Origin of the sequence: Cedecea sp. (assembly GCF_036500665.1) — a bacterium.
Classification (GTDB): domain Bacteria; phylum Pseudomonadota; class Gammaproteobacteria; order Enterobacterales; family Enterobacteriaceae; genus Cedecea.
Genome location: NZ_DASYBS010000141.1, coordinates 116086 through 132878 on the forward strand (window position 1 = coordinate 116086; position 16793 = coordinate 132878).

Here is a 16793-nt window from a genome sequence, read left to right on the forward strand (position 1 = left end):
GCCATTCAGCACTTTTTGATCCAGAACAAATCAACAACATTCAGAGCTAAATGTCATTTTTTCTGCAATAAAAAGTATTTTCAACCAGCCTAACTTAAAATTTAGGTTAGTTAATTCAATTTATAAAAAGGTCAATTAATTACACAGCATTTCGTATTGACGCAGATTTCCTCCAGGAACATCAGACTTTTCCCACAAGAACTGCGCTGTATAATCACCTCATCACATTTATATATTTGCGAAGGCATTTATAGCGCTAAATGTGAAGTTATTTAGGCATTACTTCTTCCGTCTTGAATAACGTATTTAAAAAGGGAAAAGTTTTAAAACAAACAAGGAGGTTCCCGCATAAAGACCGGCAACCGCCAACTCACTGTTTATCACTTTCGCTGCCATTGACGCTGCGTCAACGCGATGTTTTTATCAAACAATCGAGGCAAAAAAAATGAAACCGGCATCCGTAATCATTATGGACGAGCACCCTATTGTCAGAATGTCGATAGAAGTCCTGCTCCAAAAAAATAAAGATATTAATGTTGTTTTAAAAACAGATGATGGTCGGGAAGTTATCGACTATATGCGAGCGAATCCGGTCGATCTGGTGATTCTTGACATCGAACTCCCCAACACCGATGGATTTACATTACTCAAAAGAATCAAAGGCATACAGGAAGACACTAAGATCCTGTTTCTGTCATCAAAATCTGAGTCCTTTTACGCCGGGCGTGCGATTCAGGCTGGTGCAAACGGGTTTGTAAGCAAACGCAAGGAACAGGAAGATATATTTAACGCGGTTGAAATGTTGCTTTCCGGCTACTCATTTTTCCCGTCGGAGACGCTGCACTTTATCAGCAGCCATAAATCCCGGCGCGGAACGATGGATGATATGCCGCTATCCAACCGTGAAGTAACGGTGCTGCGCTACCTGGCAAATGGCCTATCAAATAAAGAGATCGCCGAACAGCTATTGCTTAGTAACAAAACCATAAGCGCACATAAAGCGAATATATTCTCTAAACTAGGTCTCACCTCAATTGTCGAGCTCATTGATTATGCCAAGGTGCATGAACTGCTATAAGGGACGAAGACGCAGAGGAAGCTGAAATACCGGGAATGCTCCTCCCGGTTATTTTCTGGAACCATTCAGGTGTTTATTTAATTATAATTAATCAGAAATGTCGCATCCGCGTTGGCCAGCCCGGCATCGGCATTATCCGCAGTAGCAATATAGTTGGCCCAAAACTTCATCGTCACATCACCGTTAGCATCAACCTGCATCGTTTTACTGGCGTTATCCAGCAACAGTCGAGACTTATCCTCATTAAGAAGCTCGATCGCCACGTTCTTCGCCGTACTGGCTGAGTTCAGCGCCAGTAGCCCGGTGCCGGTATTCTTACCGGAAAAGGTGATTGATGCCGTCCCACTCGGCGGGCAGCCCGTTAGCCTCAGGCTGAAAGGCATGGCCTGGGTCGTACTCCCGGCAGTGCGTAGTTGCTTCGTCGGCCACGATCCCATCTTCACGGTCTTGTTGTCGCCCCCTGTCTCTACGACGCAAGTATAATCCACAATGTTTCCACGCAGCTCAACGTTAATCTCACCCAGCGGTGAGGCAGCGTTCGCTGCGGGATGTAACCATAACGAAGCCAGCGTAAGCATGGCCAGGGATAACTTATTCATCCTCGCTCCCTTAATCGAAATCGACACGCAGATAGCCGCGGGCGGTGAATGGCCCTTCCTTCGGCTTGGCGCCCGTTACGCTAACTGGCCAGGCGCGAATGCCTACCCTGGCCGCCGCCGTGTCATCGAGCTGAAAATTAATTTTGCTGCCAAGATTATTTGGCGTCAGCGGTGTCCCGCTGGCGTTGGCCACAATAAAGCCCAGATCGCTGTTATCGGACACCATCATGTTGCCGCTGCTCTTCTCCGCCTCAAGGCGCAGCGTGAGGTAAGCCTGCGCATCAATATTGGTGCATTTGATGCCCACGGTTTTGCTCTGCGGCGTCACGCTTTGCGGGCGGTTACCGGCCCCGGCCTGGCTGAACAGCGATGCGCCGATACTGCCAAAGTCGAACTCAACCACCTGACCTGCGTTGATTTCACACGTCTGCGGCACTTCAACTTTGCCGCTGTAGCTGATGGTGTAAACCACGGTACTTAACGGGTCACCGGTGGTCGTCGTCACGTAGACACGAAACATCGTCTGGCGCGGAATCGGCACCATGTTGATAAAACGACGGGTAACTTTAAGACGGAACACCAGCTTCGAATCCGTGACCCCAAAAGGCTTATTCTTCGACACGTTAGGGTGCGAGCCCATTTGCATGTAGTTTACCGGCGGATAAAAATCACCGGCATAGCTGTCGTTGATTTTCATTGCGCCATTAAGATAGTCATTTATTTTTAGATACTTATAACTACCCACAACTTCCTGGATGGGCAAATCTGTCACATAGCTACGCTTGGTGGTATTCCCCGATGTCCCCTTCGGGCAAATCGCATTCACGCCAATCAGCCCCGATTTTTCGGACAGGGTAACGATCTGCCCGACATTGTTATTGCTGCTATTAAATTTGTCAGATAAGTCGTAAGAAATATCGGTCGGGGTACCGTTCGCATTTGAGCAAACCGTTGCCGCAGCGGGCCCCGCGCAGGCCAGCAGCAGCCCCGCGGTCATTAAATTGTTCAGTGTCATCTTCATCTTCCTGAATCTCCGCAGGCTATGAGCAGGTGGCGGTCGCCATGACGACAGCCTGCTTCAGGCTCTCTTCCGGCAGGGAGTAGCTGGCGCGACACTGGGAACCTTTCCCGTCGCCCCACTGGATCAACAATTTGCCCTTCAAAGGCAGGCCGCTGAGGTAGATCTGCCCGTCATCACCCACCATGCTGGTTACGCCGCTTTGTTCTTCCCTTACCACCGAGCCAAACGGAACCGGATGGTCGCCGCGTTTTACCGCGATAATTGCGCGTACGCCAATGCGTGCGTCGAAGGTGGCACGAACCAGCGCGCCTTCGGTCGGCACCACGCTGCTGACGTTATTTTCAATGTCGGTGTGGTTGTCCATCGTATTGGTATCCAGCGCCACGCGGTTGTAGCGATAAACCGTGGCGTACGGCATCACGGCATAGCCACGCCAGTCCGTTTTCACGCCGGTCTGGTTTTCAATGCTGACGCCGGAAGCGCCCGGTGCTTTAATCAGCACGTTGGTGTCACCCAGCGGCTGGCTGAAGGTCACGCCGTCCGCATGCCCTACCACGCCACCGGAAGCCTGCCAGTTGAAATCATGTTGATTACGGTCGTAGTTGTAGCCCAGCCCCAACGTGCCGTAAGTGGCCTGCCAGTTGGCGGTGGCGCTGCCGGAATAGCCGTTATTGCTGGTATGGCCCTGGGTGACGCTGTAGTTGAGGTTGCGTCCTTCCAGCAGCGTACCGCCGACCCCGCTTTGCCAGCTGTTTTTACCGTCAGAGCTGCGGCTTGTGGCCATCGTGGCATAGGCACGATCCAGCGCCGAATCTCGCGAATAGCCATGACCAAGCAGCGTGCTAAAGGGAACCGAGAGGTTAAACGCGACGATACGGTTGGTGTCTGAAAGGCCGAGGGATTTACTCCAGGACAAGGAAAGCGAATAGCTGATGCCGCGCCAACCGCTGGAATAACCCAGCTGATACCAGGTGTTGTCCTGATCGGTTCCCCAATAGGTTTGCTGGCTGCCGGAAACATAGACCGAGCCGTAATCTCCCAGAGACTGAGAAATGTTGACCTGAAACCGGCCCTTTTTGTTGTAGCGCAGGTTGTGATAGCTGGTCGCCACCAGCTCCTGGCGATTGCTGTCGTTGTTTTGCCACTCATACTGGTAGCCTTCCATGTTGCGGTAGGCCACGTCATCCAGCGTGTAAAAACCACGCGTGGAGTAGCGGTAGCCGAGCAGCTGGAAGTTGGTGCCATAGTCGCTCAAGGATTTTGCATACAGGAAGCGCAAGGACTGCCCCTGATGGTCACTGTCATCCGCCAGCTTGCTGCGCGCATGGGTCAAATCAAGGGAGATAGCCCCCCAGTCGCCGAGGTTTTTACCGGCGCCCAACGCGACTGCGGTATAGCGCTCTGCCAGCTGAGTCCCGCCGTAGGCGGTATAGCCGTCTGGCAGACCGGCAACCAGCGTCCCCTGGGTAAAGAACGGCTTATCCTGCTGGTTATTCCCGCTGCGGAAGTCGCCCATAACAACGTCATACTTAAAACGCCCTTCACGCTGCAGCAGCGGAACGGTGGAATAAGGCACGGTATATTTCTGCTGGGTGCCGTCTTTCTCCTCAACCGTCACCTCAAGGTCACCGCTTGAAGAGGTCGGGTTAAGGTCGCTTATGGCAAACGCGCCCGGAGAGACATAGCTCTGATAAATCACATAGCTGTTTTGACGAATGACGATCTTGGCGTTGGTGCGAGCAATCCCACGCACGGTCGGGGCGTAGCCCTGCAGGCTGTCCGGGTACATGCTGTCTGAAGAATAAAGGCGCGCGCCGCGGAATCCGAGGCTGTCGAACACGTCACTGCCGGTGTTGCTGTCGCCCATGACCAGCTCACCCTTCAGCGGAATAATCGTGCGCTGCAGCGTGGTGCTGATGTTCTGCCACTGATTCTGACGGCGGCCATCGCCGCTGCTGTAGTTCCAGGCCCCGTTATTACGCAGGCGCCACGGGCCGAAATTCAGGCCGCTTTGCAGGTTCAGATAATAGCTATCGTTGTAAGTCCCACGGTTGCCGGTAAAGGTGTAGTTCAGCAGCGCAGCAGGGATCCCTTCATCCCACTGATCCGGCGGAATGTAACCACGGGCGCTGTTGATAAGCGAAGCCTGAGGCAGGCTAATATCAAGGCGCAGGCGAGAAAAGTCGTAGCTAATCTCGGCTCCCGGCACCGCCGTCGTCACCGGCACGCACTCCCCGGACTTAAATTTTGCCAGCTCGGGATAGGCGAGCATATTCAGCCCAAGGCGCTTGAGCCATTCGGTGTCCAGGCAAGGCGTTAGTCCGCCGGATTTCACGGCTTCAGAAGCAGACAGTTTCTTATCCGCCGCAGCAAAGTTCACGTCTTCGGTGGCAACAAATTCATCGTTACGCCAGATGTCCACGCGGTAGACGCCCGGCGGCTGGCTGCTGCCTTTTTCGAAACGAGACAGATCCGCCACCGCCGCGGTATCGTCCGACAAGAATGCCGGGTTGAAATAGCTCTCGGCGACAGCGAGTCCAGGCCAGAGTGATGCCAGGATGGTCGCCGTCAGCGGCGCTAGCGTAAAAACCTTACGCGAGACTGATGTCTTCATGATTTACCTGCTTCCCTTTGCCAGCCTGGCTTTACTGCATGACACCCGGTTGTGCTTTTGTCACTGCACCGTAATCGTTCACGGTCTGGAAGCTCACCGCGCCCTGCACGCCGGACGGCACGACAACCTGCACGCTATTTTTTGGTGCCACCATGGTGTTAGGAAGCTTCTCGTTCCCCATCTTCAGGTTGACCAGCGAAACATAGTAAGGAGAAGGGTTGCTTATCTTCAGATACTGGCCGCTACGGGCGAAGCGAATCTGCTTGAGGGCGTCTTCGGGCTGCATCTGCAGGTTTTTAGGGCGCACGAACAGCTTAATGCGGGAGAGAACGGCGAGCTGGAGGACGTTTTTACCCTCAACGCTGTTTTTATCCACCGAAGGAATGGCTTTGACGTTCATCCAGAAAATGGACTCGCGATCCGTCGGCAGCTGCGGCCCGGCATAGATAATGCGCAGCGTGTTCTCGCTTTTTGGCTCGCTGACAAACAGCGGCGGCGTGACCACGAAGCTTTTCTCTTTCTGCCCCAGATCGTTTTCAATCCAGGAGTTCACCAGAAAGCGTTCTTTAGGATCGCTATTGGTGATGGCCAGCGACGTTTGTTTCGCATCGGCCGGGTAAATAACGCGCGTGGCGCCCAGGGCAATACCGCCCGCAGCCTGCGCATTAAGAGAGGTAATCATTAAAGAGAGCATCAGCGCCGAAGCGGCTTTATATAATTTGTTCATCACGACAGGTACCATCAAAATAGCCAGAATGGAGAAGCAGAGGTTCAGGGATAAACCAGCGTGAACCAGACGTCGGAGCGAATATTTCCGGGCGACATATGCTTAGAGACAGAGCGATAACGCGCAGTAAAATGGAAACTCATTTCCTGCGTGGTTATTGGCGAATACGAAGCCGGTTCGCTATTTGGAATAATCAACTGCTGCTGTTGGTCAAACAACGCCAGGCCAATTCCACTGCTGGCGTCATTACCGCTTACGCTGGACGTGGCCAGAAATACCTGAGGATCTTCCGCCGGGGTTGAGCCCTGGAACGCGATACCAACATGGTCATAAACCTCCGGGCGGCAGTCCGTCAGCCGAAGGGTAAAAGGGATGCTGGGCGGCGCGTAGCTGCCAACATCTTTAAAAGCGTTGCTGGGGTACTGACCCATTTGCACGGTCATTTCCTGACTTTCAGGCGCGACGGCGCAGGCGCCGTTGACCAACTCGCCCTGCATGTGCACTTCACCGCCGTGGATAACCACAATGCGCTTTGCCTGAACGGGATTCACCGCTGCCAGAATAGCCAGGAGCAGGATTTTCCTTGTCATCATCGTCCTCTCTGGACTCACGTCGGACAAGCCTCGTCCCTGAGGCTGAATCATCCTTGTGCTATCAGCTGTCGCTGATTATTCGTATTTCATTACGAAGGTAGCGTCCGCGTTTGCAGCACCGGCAGTGGCGGTAGCAGCAGTAGCTTTATAGCGAGCGGTGAACGGAATGGTGTTCTCACCGTCGTTCAGAGTCTGAGCGGTAGAGAACACGGTCCCGTTTGGAGACAGCGTCTTAGAACCACGATCCAGGATCTCGATACCTACGCCTTTCGCGGTGGTAGCGTTACCGCCTGAGTTCACCGCCAGCAGGGTTGGATCGGTTGCATCAGTCTGGCCGGTGAATGCCACAGAAGCGGTAGCCGCAACGGTGCTATCGCAATCGGTCAGCACGATGTTGAATGGGATCTGGGAAGAGGTATCGCCCACTTTGGTGAAAGCGGCGGTACGGTACTGGCCCAGCTTAACGATCTGGCCGTCGGACTGAGTGCTTACTGCGCAAGCGGCGTTAACCAGCTCGCCCTGGAAATGCACGGTACCGCCATTAACGGTAACAGGATCTGCTGCGTTAGCGGCGCCGCTTACCAGAGCAACGGTGGCAATCAGTGAAGAGGCGATTTTGCTTAATTTCATGGGTATTCCTTCATATATAAAACGCACATCGGAGCAATGCATCCTTCATTACGCCGTTTGAATCATCATCGGTCTTAAATGACCGCATAACGCATTTCCCACATCCTGTGGGAATTCCTTAAAAAGCTCAGAAGTTTCATTAAAATTAAAGACAAACATTCCCACAGCCGGTTATTTCATGGCCGTAAAAAAATCATCATTAATAAATAAAAATGAAATTTATAAATATTCGTAGCGGGTTACGAAGTGTGGCTAAATTAAGCTAAATTTTAATTAAGTAATAGATGCCAATTCTTTATGTTATCTAAGCCTGGTCTTAATAATGCCTAAGAAAGCACCGGGACAACCTTTCGGGATTACGGGCCTAAAGTGATGAAAGCCTCGTTAATTGAGGGGGTTATGGTGTGCTTAAGAAACAAGAATATTGTTTATTTTTTGTTAAATTTGTTTGTTTTTTGTTTCACAAAAAGGGGCGAATATTGAATGCCGATCGCCCGTGAAGGGTCAACGTTGCCAAAACGTTAAAGACGTTGCGCAAGCGATGATACACTGGACGGCTTGCCACCAAAAATTTACTCAGGACTTCAGGATGAATGAGACGCCCCCCCACGCCATCCCGCCCAATACCGTAACCCGGCCGAACTGGTCAGCCGTTTTTGCCATCGCCTTTTGCGTCGCCTGTCTGATTACCGTTGAGTTTCTGCCGGTTAGCCTGCTGACGCCCATGGCACAGGAACTGAATATCTCCGAAGGCGTTGCCGGGCAATCCGTCACGGTGACCGCGTTTGTGGCTATGTTCGCCAGCCTCTTCATTACTAATATCATCGGGACGACGGATCGCCGCCGTGTGGTGCTGCTTTTTGCCGTACTGCTCACCCTTTCCTGCCTGCTGGTGTCGTTTGCCGGTAGTTTCTCGCTGTTGCTATTAGGCCGTGCCTGCCTCGGGTTGGCGCTGGGCGGGTTCTGGGCGATGTCGGCTTCGCTGACCATGCGCCTGGTACCGGCGCGAACGGTACCTAAAGCGTTGTCCGTTATCTTCGGCGCGGTGTCAATTGCGTTGGTGATTGCGGCCCCATTGGGCAGTTTTCTGGGCGGGATCGTCGGCTGGCGTAACGTCTTTAACGCCGCCGCATTGATGGGCGCCGCCTGCATTATTTGGGTCTGGAAAGTATTGCCCTCACTGCCGGGCGAAGCGGTGCATCAAAAACAGAATATGTTCGGCCTGTTAAAGCGCCCCGGCGTGCTGGCAGGGATGCTGGCCATCTTTATGGCGTTCGCCGGGCAGTTCTCGTTCTTTACCTATATCCGCCCGATTTATATGACGCTGTCTGGCTTTGACGTTGACGGCCTGACGCTGGTGCTGCTGAGCTTTGGTATCGCAAGCTTCGTCGGCACCTCGCTTTCCGCGCCTATTCTGAAACGCTCGTTAAAGCTGGCGCTGGCCTGCGCGCCGCTGATTCTCGCCGTTAGCGCGGCGGTGCTGGTGCTGTGGGGAACGAATAAAACGGTGGCTTCGGTGATTGCGGTTGTCTGGGGCCTGGCCTTTGCCCTGGTGCCGGTAGGCTGGTCAACGTGGATCACCCGTTCGCTGGCGGACCAGGCGGAAAAAGCCGGGTCGATTCAGGTGGCCGTTATTCAGCTGGCCAACACCTGCGGCGCGGCAGTGGGCGGCCTGGCGCTGGATAACCTCGGCCTGCTGGCTCCGCTGATGCTATCCGGCAGCCTGATGCTGTTAACGGCCCTGCTGGTTGCGGTGAAGGTTCGGGCTTAAAAAAATCTAAAAATAGCGCCTGATATCAGGCGCTATTTTTCTATCAACCGCGCCAGAAAGGCTTATCGCCCAGAATAGTCGCGCGGTGCATGATGCGGCGAGCCGGGAGATAATCAGCGTTGGCATAATGCTGGGTGACGCGGTTATCCCAAATGGCAATATCGTTTTGCTGCCAGCGCCAGCGCACCTGGAACTCCGGTTTGGTGATGTGGGCAAACAGGAAGCCCAGCAGCGCCTCGCTCTCTTTTTCCGTCAGGTTGACGATGCGGGTGGTAAAGCCTTCGTTGACGAAAAGCGCCTGCTTGCCGCTGACCGGATGAGTACGAATCACCGGATGGCGCAGCGGCGGGTTCTTCGCCACGGCTTCGCGCCAGCGCTGGTGCTCGACCTCGTTATGGGAGTACTTGTACTCCTGGAACGATTTGCGGAAGTCATGTTCTGCCTCCAGCCCGGACAGCAGCTTTTTAAACGGTTCGGACAGCGCCTCATAAGCGGCAATGCCGCTGGTCCACAGCGTATCCCCGCCGGTTTCCGGCAGCTGCTTCGCGGCCAGAATCGCCCCGGCAGGCGGCGTTTCAATAAAGGTCACGTCGGTGTGCCAGTTGTCGTTATCCGGCGGATTATCATTGTGGGTATCCAGCACGATAATTTCTTCCACGCCTTCCGCGTGCGGGTAAACCGGGTGAATGTGCAGGTCGCCGAATCGCAGAGCCAGCGCGCGCTGCTGAGAAGGCGTTATCTCCTGCTCGCGGAAAAACAGCACCTGGTGGCGAATCAACGCGTGATAAATTTGCTCAAACTGGTTATCGCTCAGGCCACGCGTCAGATCCACGCCGCTGACCTGCGCCCCGATGTACGGCCCCAATGGCTTAACGTTCACTTTTTCACTCATTGCCCTTCTCCATGCCACGGGGTCAGCCGACGCTGTAGCGCCCGCAGCCCCAGTTCTAAACAAAACGCGATGACGGCAATTACGCCGATCCCGGCCAGTACCACATCCGTTGCCAGAAACTCACCGGCCGACTGCACCATAAAGCCCAGCCCGCGCGTGGCGGCGATGAGCTCTGCGGCCACCAACGTGGACCAGCCTACGCCCAGCCCAATGCGGAAGCCGGTCAGAATTTCAGGCAGCGCGCCCGGCAAAATCACATGCCAGATAACCTGCAAACGGGACGCGCCCAGCGCCTGAGCGGCGCGAATACGTACCTGCTTCGCACTGCGCACACCCGCCATCGTGGACATCGCCACCGGCGCAAAAATCGCGAGGTAAATCAGCAGGATTTTGGATGTCTCCCCGATGCCAAACCAAATCACCATCAGCGGCAAATAGGCCAGCGGCGGCACCGGGCGGTAAAGCTCGATCAGCGGATCAAGAATGCCGCGCACGGTGGTACTGAGCCCCATCGCAATGCCCACCGGAATACCGATCAGTACCGCAGCGGCGAGGGCGGTAAGAATGCGCCCCAGGCTCGCAGTCAGATGCTGCCACAGCGTGGCGTCCATAAAACCCTGCGGCCCGGCGATGCTAATCAGCTTCGCCAGCACCTGCCCCGGCGGCGGCAGAAACAGCGGGCTAACCCAGTGCTGCGCCGCCACCCACCACCACAGCAGCACCAGCGTGACCAGCGTTGCCGCACTGAGAGTCAGCTGTCGCGAAAACGGCCAGCGCAGCATAAGGCGGCGGCGAGCCGGTTTGTCGTGAATCACTACGCTCATAAGAAACCCTCCCGGCGATCAAACACGCGGCTCAGCACGTATTCACGTTTCGCGATAAATTCAGGATCCGATTTAATGCTGCGGCACGGCTCTCCGGCGGCGTAACGGCGACCAAAATCAAGCTGCAGTCGCTCCAGCACGCGGCCCGGACCGGGTGACAGCAAGACCAGCTCCGTCGCCAGGAATACCGCTTCCTCAATATCATGAGTAATCAGCAGCACCTGGCGGCGGCTTTCGTGCCACAGTTTCAGCAGCAGGGTTTGCATCTGCTCGCGGGTAAAGGCATCCAGCGCCCCGAAGGGTTCGTCCAGCAACAAAAGCTGAGGCTTTGTTGCCAGCGCGCGGGCAATGCCCACCCGCTGCCGCTGCCCGCCGGAAAGCTGCCAGATGGCGTTTTTCGCCTTATCTTCCAGGCCAACCTTGCGCAGCATGTCGAGCGCAATCTCTTCCCGCTCGGGCTTAGCCTGCCCGGCAAGCTGCAGCCCGAAGGCCACGTTATGCAGCACCGAGCGCCAGGGCAGCAGCCCTTCATTCTGGAATACGACCCCGCGCTCGGCGCCGGGGCCTTCAACCGTTTTGCCCTGCAACGTAATGCTGCCGGCGTGGTAAGGAACAAAACCGGCGATCAGGTTAAGCAGCGTCGTCTTACCGCAGCCGGAAGGGCCGAGCACCACCAGCAGCTCGCCCTCATCCACCGTCAGATTAATGTCGTCGAGTACCGCTTTACCGCCGTACTCCGCGCTGAGATGCGAAACCTGTAGCATCGCCGTGCCTCCTGTTAACTGTTACTGCGCCAACGGCTTCACGAAGCGGTCGGTCACAAACTGGCTGTAGTCGGTTGCCACCGCCGGCACCTTGCCCTGCTCTTTCAGGAAGTGCGCTGTATCGACGATAGCTTTATTCACCGGGCCGCTAAGCTGCTCGACCTGCTGCTTAGCCGTCAGGTAGGTATTGCCTTTCACCAGCCCAGGGACATCGGTTTCCGGCACGCCGCTCAGGCGCGAAAGCTTGCTCAGGTTGTCCGGCTGCTTGAGCCACTGGTCCGGGTTGTCGATGTAGCCTTTCTGGGCCGCAATGGCGCTGCGGGCAAAGGCGGTGACGACATCAGGGTGTTTTTCGGCGAAGTCTTTACGTACAACCCAGACGTCGAGCGTCGGGGAGCCCCATTTGCCCACCTGCGCAGAGTCCGTCAGCACGTTGCCGTCCTTTTCCAGCTCATTCACTGCCGGAGCCCAGACATAGGCGGCATCAATGTCGCCGCGCTGCCAGGCGGCAATAATTGCCGGAGGCTGAAGGTTGAGGATTTGAACCTGATCCGGCTTGATGCCCCAATGTTTGAGGGAAGCCAGCAGGCTGTAATGGGTGGTGGAGATAAACGGCACGGCGATACGTTTGCCGATTAAATCCTGCGGCGTTTTGATGGCTTTTTTGACCACCAGCGCTTCGGAGTTACCGAGCTGGGAGGCCAGCAGGAAAACTTCAATCGGCACGTTCTGGCTGGCGGCAACGGCCAGCGGGCTGGAGCCGATATTACCGATTTGCACATCGCCCGATGCCAGGGCACGCACCACGCTCGCGCCGCTGTCGAACTTACGCCATTCCACTTTCGCGCCGCTATCTTTGGCAAAAGCGTCATCGGCTTGCGCCACTTTGGCGGGTTCGGCGGAGGTTTGGTACGCCACGGTGACGTCCACCGCGTGGGCCTGAGCCGCAATAAGGGCCAGTGCAACCAGCCAGAGTGAGTGTCGTTTTGCTGCCATGATTCTGCTCCTGTCTCGGGGGAGAAAGCAGTATTTCCAACGGCAACGATTCCATAAAAGAATAAAAAATTATCGCTAATGCCTTTCCGTCCTTAGAAAAAAAATGGCTATCGATAGTCGCAAACCAACAATAAACGGATTTATTCCCCAGGTTCGGGGAACCAAATGATTAAAAACGTTTCTTTCCCGGCGGCAAACAAACCCTTTCTGACCTTTTTGGCACGATTGGCGCGCCGTTCTGCACGAAATTCCTTTCACGGCTTCCTTAAAATAAGCATTATTCCAACAAGCAAGAGGTCGTTATGAAAAAGCATATTGCCGTCGCCGCGCTGGCATTTTTGTCGTTATCCGCCGAAGCCGCTGGGTTTCAGGTAAAAAGTAGCGAAATGAAAACCGGTTTACCGCTTACAAAAGCGCAGGTCTTCGAAGGCTTTGGCTGCTCCGGCGGCAACCAGTCGCCCGAGCTAAGCTGGTCAGGCGCGCCAAAGGGCACCAAAAGCTTTGCCGTGACTGCCTACGACCCCGACGCACCCACCGGCAGCGGCTGGTGGCACTGGACGGTCGTGAATATTCCAGTCTCCGTGACTTCCCTTGCCGCCGATGCGGGAAATAAAGACGGCACAAAACTCCCGGCGGGCGCCGTACAGGGCAGAAACGATTATGGCTATGCCGGCTTTGGCGGGGCGTGCCCCCCGAAAGGCGATAAGCCACATCATTACCATTTTAAAGTCTGGGCGTTAAAAACCGACAAGCTGCCGATTGACGGCAACGCCAGCGGCGCCCTGGTCGGCTACATGCTGACCGCCAACAAAATAGCGACTGCGGAAATGGTCCCGGTCTACGGCATTAAATAAGGAGTCACCGTGCAGGCAGAAGCAGAATCGCGCGTAAAGATACAGGAAATACGAATGTATCAGGCCCACGAACTCCACCGGGTCAAACTGCTGATGCCTGCGCTGTGCCGTATACGCCAGGGTAAGAAGGTGGTGAGCTGGGGCGATCTCAGCGACATCGCCAATAACAGTCAGATAATCCTGTTTCCCTCCGGCCATGAGTTTGGCATTGCTAATTACCCCGAGGGCGGTTTTTATCTGGCGGAAATGCTCTATCTGCCGCCGGGATTAATTCATCGCTTCCGGCAGTTTTATCCCCTGGAGCCGCAGGAAGAGAGCAAGCGAGGCTTTTGTGTACGACAAAATGAAGAGTTGGTTTTCTGTTGGGAGCAGTTAAAAAGCGCCCTGCAGAAAAAGCTGCCGGGCCAGGTGTTAGAGCACCTTGCGATGGCGATTTTGCTGACGCTGGGCAAGAACAACATCAGCGATCTTTTCCTCTCTCACCCACAGGATTCGCTGGTCAGCCGCTGCCAGAACCTTCTGCTGGCCAACCCAGGCGCACGCTGGACGGCCCCGGAAATGGCGCGTCAGCTGTTTATGTCCACCTCAACGCTACGCCGCCACCTCGCCGCCGAAGGGGAAAGCTTCCAAAACTTGCTGGATGACGTGAGGCTGAATAACGCCCTCGCCGCCATCCAGACAACGCACACGCCAATAAGCGAAGTGGCAAGAGAGAACGGCTATCTCTGCCCTTCCCGCTTTACCGCCCGCTTCCAGAAACGCTTCCAGATAACGCCACGCGCGCTGCGTCAGGCCACGAAAGCACAGTGAAATTAGCTTAAATCAACGTTCTTGCTGCCAAAGAACCAGGTCATGATAAAACCGGCGGCATAGGCGATAACAATCCCGGCGACGTAAACCGCCATGCCGGCGAAGATGCCCTGACTTGAGGTCATCAGCGGAATCGACACTAACCCGGACGGGCCAAAGACGGTATTCAGCCCGACGGGGAGCCCGAGCCAGGCCACCAGCCCGATAAAGAACCCACCCACGCCGCCGCCGATACAGGCGGTGATAAATGGCTTAAGCCGCGGCAGCGTCACGCCGTAAATCAACGGCTCGCCGATACCCAGCAGGCCGGGAATAATCGCCCCTTTAATTTGGGTACGCAGCATCGAGCCTTTCGGCGAGCGGGCAAACAGGGCCAGCGCCGCGCCCACCTGCCCCGCACCGGCCATCGCCAGAATCGGGAACAGCGAGTTGAAGCCCTGGGCATCCATCAGCGCGAAGTAGACCGGAACAAAACCCTGATGAATACCAAACACCACGGCAATCAGGAAAAGCCCGGCCAGAATCGCCGTGCCGAACGGGTTGCCGTTCAGGTGCATAAACAACCACGACATGCCTTTAAACAGCTCGCCGCCGATGGGCATGATCGCCACGAAAGTGATTGCCCCGGTGATAAGCAACGTGATCGTTGAGGTAAGGATCATATCCAGATTGTCCGGGATCATCCGCCGTACCTGGCGTTCGATCCACGCCCCCAAAATACAGGCCAGCAGCACGCCAATGATGTTGCCGCGCGGGTCAATTGTCAGCCCAAAGAAGGTGTCCATCCCCGCGTAGTAGCCGACTTTGCCTTCCGGCACGTAGCGCAGGATAAACAGCGAGGCGATGATTGCCCCGTTCACGCCGGTGCCGCCGAAGGCCTTCTGGGTATTAAAGCCGATAAGAATACTCAGGAAGGTGAACAGCCCGATGCTGAACACCTTCATGTAGGCGATAAGCTGGGTCAGCCACGCCGCCGGGGTTGTGCCTTCCACCACCAGCGTTTGCTGCAGCAGCGTGGCAATCCCCAGCAGCAGCCCGGCGGCGATAAAGCCCGGGATAAGCGGCGTGAAGATGGTGGCAAACTTCGTCAGGAAGTTATGCACCGCGCTGTTCTGCTTCGCCTTCATCTGCTTTTTGTTCTGGCTGGCGAGCGCGGCCAGATCCGCACTTTCGCCCCCCTCCGGCTCGCTTTGGCCACCCTGCCTCAGCATCGCATTCATTAGCTCGCTGGCGGTTTGCGCTTTGCCGGGACCGAGAATGATCTGCAGCTGATCGTCGCCGTTGACCACGCCCATCACACCGGGAATCTTTTTCAGTTCGTCGTACTGAACGCGATCCCTGTCTTTAAGCGTCAGCCTGAGGCGGGTCATGCAGTTGCCGCAGACAAGAATATTGCCGCTGCCGCCCGTCAGGCGCAGGACTTGTTCCATCATTGAGCCGGTGATTTTCGCCATCGCTATCCGTTTAACCCCTGCAATGCTTTACGTATAAAGCCCTGATTTTTTGCCAGCAGCCGGCTTGCCTCTTCGGCAGACAGGCCGCTTAGCAGCATGAAGATCGCCGTTTTGCAGTGACGCTTGCAGGCGCTAAGCGCCTCTTCAGCCTGCTCCGGGCTACATTCCGTTGCCTCAACCACAATATTGACCTGGCGCTGAATCAGCTTGGCGTTGGTTGCCTCTACGTCCACCATCAGGTTGCCGTAAACTTTGCCGCTGCGGATCATCGACCCGGTGGTGATCATATTCAGAATCAGCTTTTGCGCCGTTCCCGCCTTCATGCGTGAAGAGCCGGTGACGACTTCGGGGCCGACCACGGGTTCAATCGCAATATCCGCCGCCAGGCTCATTTCGCTGCCGGGATTGCAGGAGATGGCAGCGACGGTAGCGCCCACGCTTTTTGCGTAGGCCATGGCGCCGAGTACGTACGGCGTGCGGCCGCTGGCGGCAATGCCCACCAGCACGTCACGCGCGCTGAAGTTCAGGTTCCGCAGATCCTGCTCGCCCATTTCACGGCTGTCTTCGGCGTTTTCCACAGCCTGCAGAATGGCCGGATGCCCGCCGGCAATCAGGCCGACCACCTGCTCGCGCGGGGTGCCGAAGGTTGGCGGGCACTCGCTTGCATCGAGAATGCCCAGCCGGCCTGAGGTCCCCGCGCCGCTGTAAATCAGCCTGCCGCCCTGAGCGAACGCGGCAACGACTTTATCCACCACCTGAGCCACCTGCGGCAGCGCGGCTTCAACCGCCAGCGGCACCTGTTTGTCTTCGTTATTGATAACCTTGAGCATGTCTACGGTAGACAGCGTGTCGATCGCCGCGCTGGTCGGGTTACGGCTTTCAGTCACCAGCTTGCTTAAATTAATCTTCATTGGGGATCCCGTCTCTAAAGGTTAGCGGCATAGTAAGGAATTATTTATTCATTCGATGTGATAATCATCACGAGAAAAGGCTTTTTATCGATATAAATCCAGATATAGCAATGGAATAAATTATTACAACCATTCAAGCAGAAGCGCACTGGCTCAATACTCATTTTCTACCACACTTATCAGACAGGGCTTTCGCATGATGGAGAAGGTCCGTCCGTAAATGGGCACGATAACAATAATGATGAGTGAGCCTCG

16 protein-coding genes are annotated in these 16793 nt (G+C 55.4%); 4 read left to right on the forward strand and 12 right to left on the reverse strand.

What is annotated here, in order from left to right; all coding sequences use genetic code 11:
* Positions 1–445: 445 nt before the first annotated feature.
* Positions 446–1078, forward strand: coding sequence for a fimbria biosynthesis transcriptional regulator FimZ (gene fimZ, locus VGM55_RS23080; RefSeq protein ID WP_154189356.1), 633 nt, complete (start codon positions 446–448; stop codon positions 1076–1078).
* A 77-nt stretch (positions 1079–1155) separates the two neighbouring features.
* On the opposite strand, the gene sfmF is transcribed toward fimZ, so the two are convergent.
* The 6 genes from sfmF to fimA all read right to left on the reverse strand — a co-directional run bounded on the left by sfmF (position 1156) and on the right by fimA (position 7262).
* On the reverse strand, positions 1156–1677 hold the full coding sequence (gene sfmF / locus VGM55_RS23085; protein ID WP_154189355.1) for a fimbria assembly protein: 522 nt from the start codon (positions 1675–1677) through the stop codon (positions 1156–1158).
* 10 nt (positions 1678–1687) lie between these two features.
* A complete protein-coding gene (gene fimH / locus VGM55_RS23090) occupies positions 1688–2692 on the reverse strand; it encodes a type 1 fimbria D-mannose specific adhesin FimH (RefSeq protein ID WP_154189354.1) in 1005 nt (334 codons plus the stop codon).
* A 25-nt stretch (positions 2693–2717) separates the two neighbouring features.
* Positions 2718–5312 carry a fimbrial biogenesis usher protein gene (locus tag VGM55_RS23095; protein WP_331636842.1) on the reverse strand — a complete coding sequence of 865 codons (2595 nt, stop codon included), beginning with the start codon at positions 5310–5312 and terminating at the stop codon, positions 2718–2720.
* Between the two features lie 31 nt (positions 5313–5343).
* Positions 5344–6006, reverse strand: coding sequence for a type 1 fimbria chaperone FimC (gene fimC, locus VGM55_RS23100; protein WP_414648309.1), 663 nt, complete (start codon positions 6004–6006; stop codon positions 5344–5346).
* Between the two features lie 77 nt (positions 6007–6083).
* Positions 6084–6629 carry a type 1 fimbrial protein subunit FimI gene (gene fimI / locus VGM55_RS23105; RefSeq protein WP_154189409.1) on the reverse strand — a complete coding sequence of 182 codons (546 nt, stop codon included), beginning with the start codon at positions 6627–6629 and terminating at the stop codon, positions 6084–6086.
* A 78-nt stretch (positions 6630–6707) separates the two neighbouring features.
* Complete coding sequence (fimA, locus tag VGM55_RS23110; RefSeq protein ID WP_038478773.1) at positions 6708–7262, reverse strand: type 1 fimbrial major subunit FimA; 555 nt, start codon at positions 7260–7262, stop codon at positions 6708–6710.
* 589 nt (positions 7263–7851) lie between these two features.
* On the opposite strand from fimA, the gene nepI reads away from it, so the two are divergent.
* Positions 7852–9033: a purine ribonucleoside efflux pump NepI gene (nepI, locus tag VGM55_RS23115; RefSeq protein ID WP_331636844.1), complete on the forward strand. Its 1182-nt coding sequence runs from the start codon at positions 7852–7854 to the stop codon at positions 9031–9033.
* 43 nt (positions 9034–9076) lie between these two features.
* On the opposite strand, the gene tauD is transcribed toward nepI, so the two are convergent.
* The 4 genes from tauD to tauA are packed head-to-tail and all read right to left on the reverse strand — an operon-like array spanning position 9077 to position 12509.
* Positions 9077–9925: a taurine dioxygenase gene (gene tauD, locus VGM55_RS23120; protein WP_331636845.1), complete on the reverse strand. Its 849-nt coding sequence runs from the start codon at positions 9923–9925 to the stop codon at positions 9077–9079.
* Positions 9922–10749: a taurine ABC transporter permease TauC gene (gene tauC, locus VGM55_RS23125; RefSeq protein WP_154188477.1), complete on the reverse strand. Its 828-nt coding sequence runs from the start codon at positions 10747–10749 to the stop codon at positions 9922–9924. The genes tauD and tauC overlap by 4 nt, the downstream gene beginning before the upstream one ends.
* Positions 10746–11513: a taurine ABC transporter ATP-binding subunit gene (tauB, locus tag VGM55_RS23130; protein ID WP_154188476.1), complete on the reverse strand. Its 768-nt coding sequence runs from the start codon at positions 11511–11513 to the stop codon at positions 10746–10748. The genes tauC and tauB overlap by 4 nt, the downstream gene beginning before the upstream one ends.
* Before the next feature lie 21 nt (positions 11514–11534).
* Positions 11535–12509: a taurine ABC transporter substrate-binding protein gene (tauA, locus tag VGM55_RS23135; RefSeq protein ID WP_154188475.1), complete on the reverse strand. Its 975-nt coding sequence runs from the start codon at positions 12507–12509 to the stop codon at positions 11535–11537.
* A 302-nt stretch (positions 12510–12811) separates the two neighbouring features.
* On the opposite strand from tauA, the gene VGM55_RS23140 reads away from it, so the two are divergent.
* A complete protein-coding gene (locus tag VGM55_RS23140) occupies positions 12812–13363 on the forward strand; it encodes a kinase inhibitor (protein WP_154188474.1) in 552 nt (183 codons plus the stop codon).
* Positions 13364–13372: 9 nt separating this feature from the next.
* Positions 13373–14173: a helix-turn-helix transcriptional regulator gene (locus tag VGM55_RS23145; RefSeq protein WP_331636847.1), complete on the forward strand. Its 801-nt coding sequence runs from the start codon at positions 13373–13375 to the stop codon at positions 14171–14173.
* A 2-nt stretch (positions 14174–14175) separates the two neighbouring features.
* On the opposite strand, the gene murP is transcribed toward VGM55_RS23145, so the two are convergent.
* Both murP and murQ read right to left on the reverse strand, forming a co-directional pair.
* Complete coding sequence (gene murP, locus VGM55_RS23150; protein ID WP_331636848.1) at positions 14176–15627, reverse strand: PTS N-acetylmuramic acid transporter subunit IIBC; 1452 nt, start codon at positions 15625–15627, stop codon at positions 14176–14178.
* A 2-nt stretch (positions 15628–15629) separates the two neighbouring features.
* The gene (gene murQ / locus VGM55_RS23155; protein WP_154188471.1) at positions 15630–16538 is read right to left on the reverse strand and encodes an N-acetylmuramic acid 6-phosphate etherase; all 909 of its coding nucleotides are present in this window, start codon (positions 16536–16538) and stop codon (positions 15630–15632) included.
* Positions 16539–16793: the final 255 nt, after the last annotated feature.

Excerpts from the sequence above, each read along its gene's own strand:
- fimZ (WP_154189356.1), top strand. The coding sequence starts at position 446 with ATGAAACCGGCATCCGTAATCATTATGGACGAGCACCCTATTGTCAGA.
- sfmF (WP_154189355.1), bottom strand. The coding sequence starts at position 1,677 with ATGAATAAGTTATCCCTGGCCATGCTTACGCTGGCTTCGTTATGGTTA.
- fimH (WP_154189354.1), bottom strand. The coding sequence starts at position 2,692 with ATGACACTGAACAATTTAATGACCGCGGGGCTGCTGCTGGCCTGCGCG.
- VGM55_RS23095 (WP_331636842.1), bottom strand. The coding sequence starts at position 5,312 with ATGAAGACATCAGTCTCGCGTAAGGTTTTTACGCTAGCGCCGCTGACG.
- fimC (WP_414648309.1), bottom strand. The coding sequence starts at position 6,006 with ATGCTCTCTTTAATGATTACCTCTCTTAATGCGCAGGCTGCGGGCGGT.
- fimI (WP_154189409.1), bottom strand. The coding sequence starts at position 6,629 with ATGACAAGGAAAATCCTGCTCCTGGCTATTCTGGCAGCGGTGAATCCC.
- fimA (WP_038478773.1), bottom strand. The coding sequence starts at position 7,262 with ATGAAATTAAGCAAAATCGCCTCTTCACTGATTGCCACCGTTGCTCTG.
- nepI (WP_331636844.1), top strand. The coding sequence starts at position 7,852 with ATGAATGAGACGCCCCCCCACGCCATCCCGCCCAATACCGTAACCCGG.
- tauD (WP_331636845.1), bottom strand. The coding sequence starts at position 9,925 with ATGAGTGAAAAAGTGAACGTTAAGCCATTGGGGCCGTACATCGGGGCG.
- tauC (WP_154188477.1), bottom strand. The coding sequence starts at position 10,749 with ATGAGCGTAGTGATTCACGACAAACCGGCTCGCCGCCGCCTTATGCTG.
- tauB (WP_154188476.1), bottom strand. The coding sequence starts at position 11,513 with ATGCTACAGGTTTCGCATCTCAGCGCGGAGTACGGCGGTAAAGCGGTA.
- tauA (WP_154188475.1), bottom strand. The coding sequence starts at position 12,509 with ATGGCAGCAAAACGACACTCACTCTGGCTGGTTGCACTGGCCCTTATT.
- VGM55_RS23140 (WP_154188474.1), top strand. The coding sequence starts at position 12,812 with ATGAAAAAGCATATTGCCGTCGCCGCGCTGGCATTTTTGTCGTTATCC.
- murP (WP_331636848.1), bottom strand. The coding sequence starts at position 15,627 with ATGGCGAAAATCACCGGCTCAATGATGGAACAAGTCCTGCGCCTGACG.
- murQ (WP_154188471.1), bottom strand. The coding sequence starts at position 16,538 with ATGAAGATTAATTTAAGCAAGCTGGTGACTGAAAGCCGTAACCCGACC.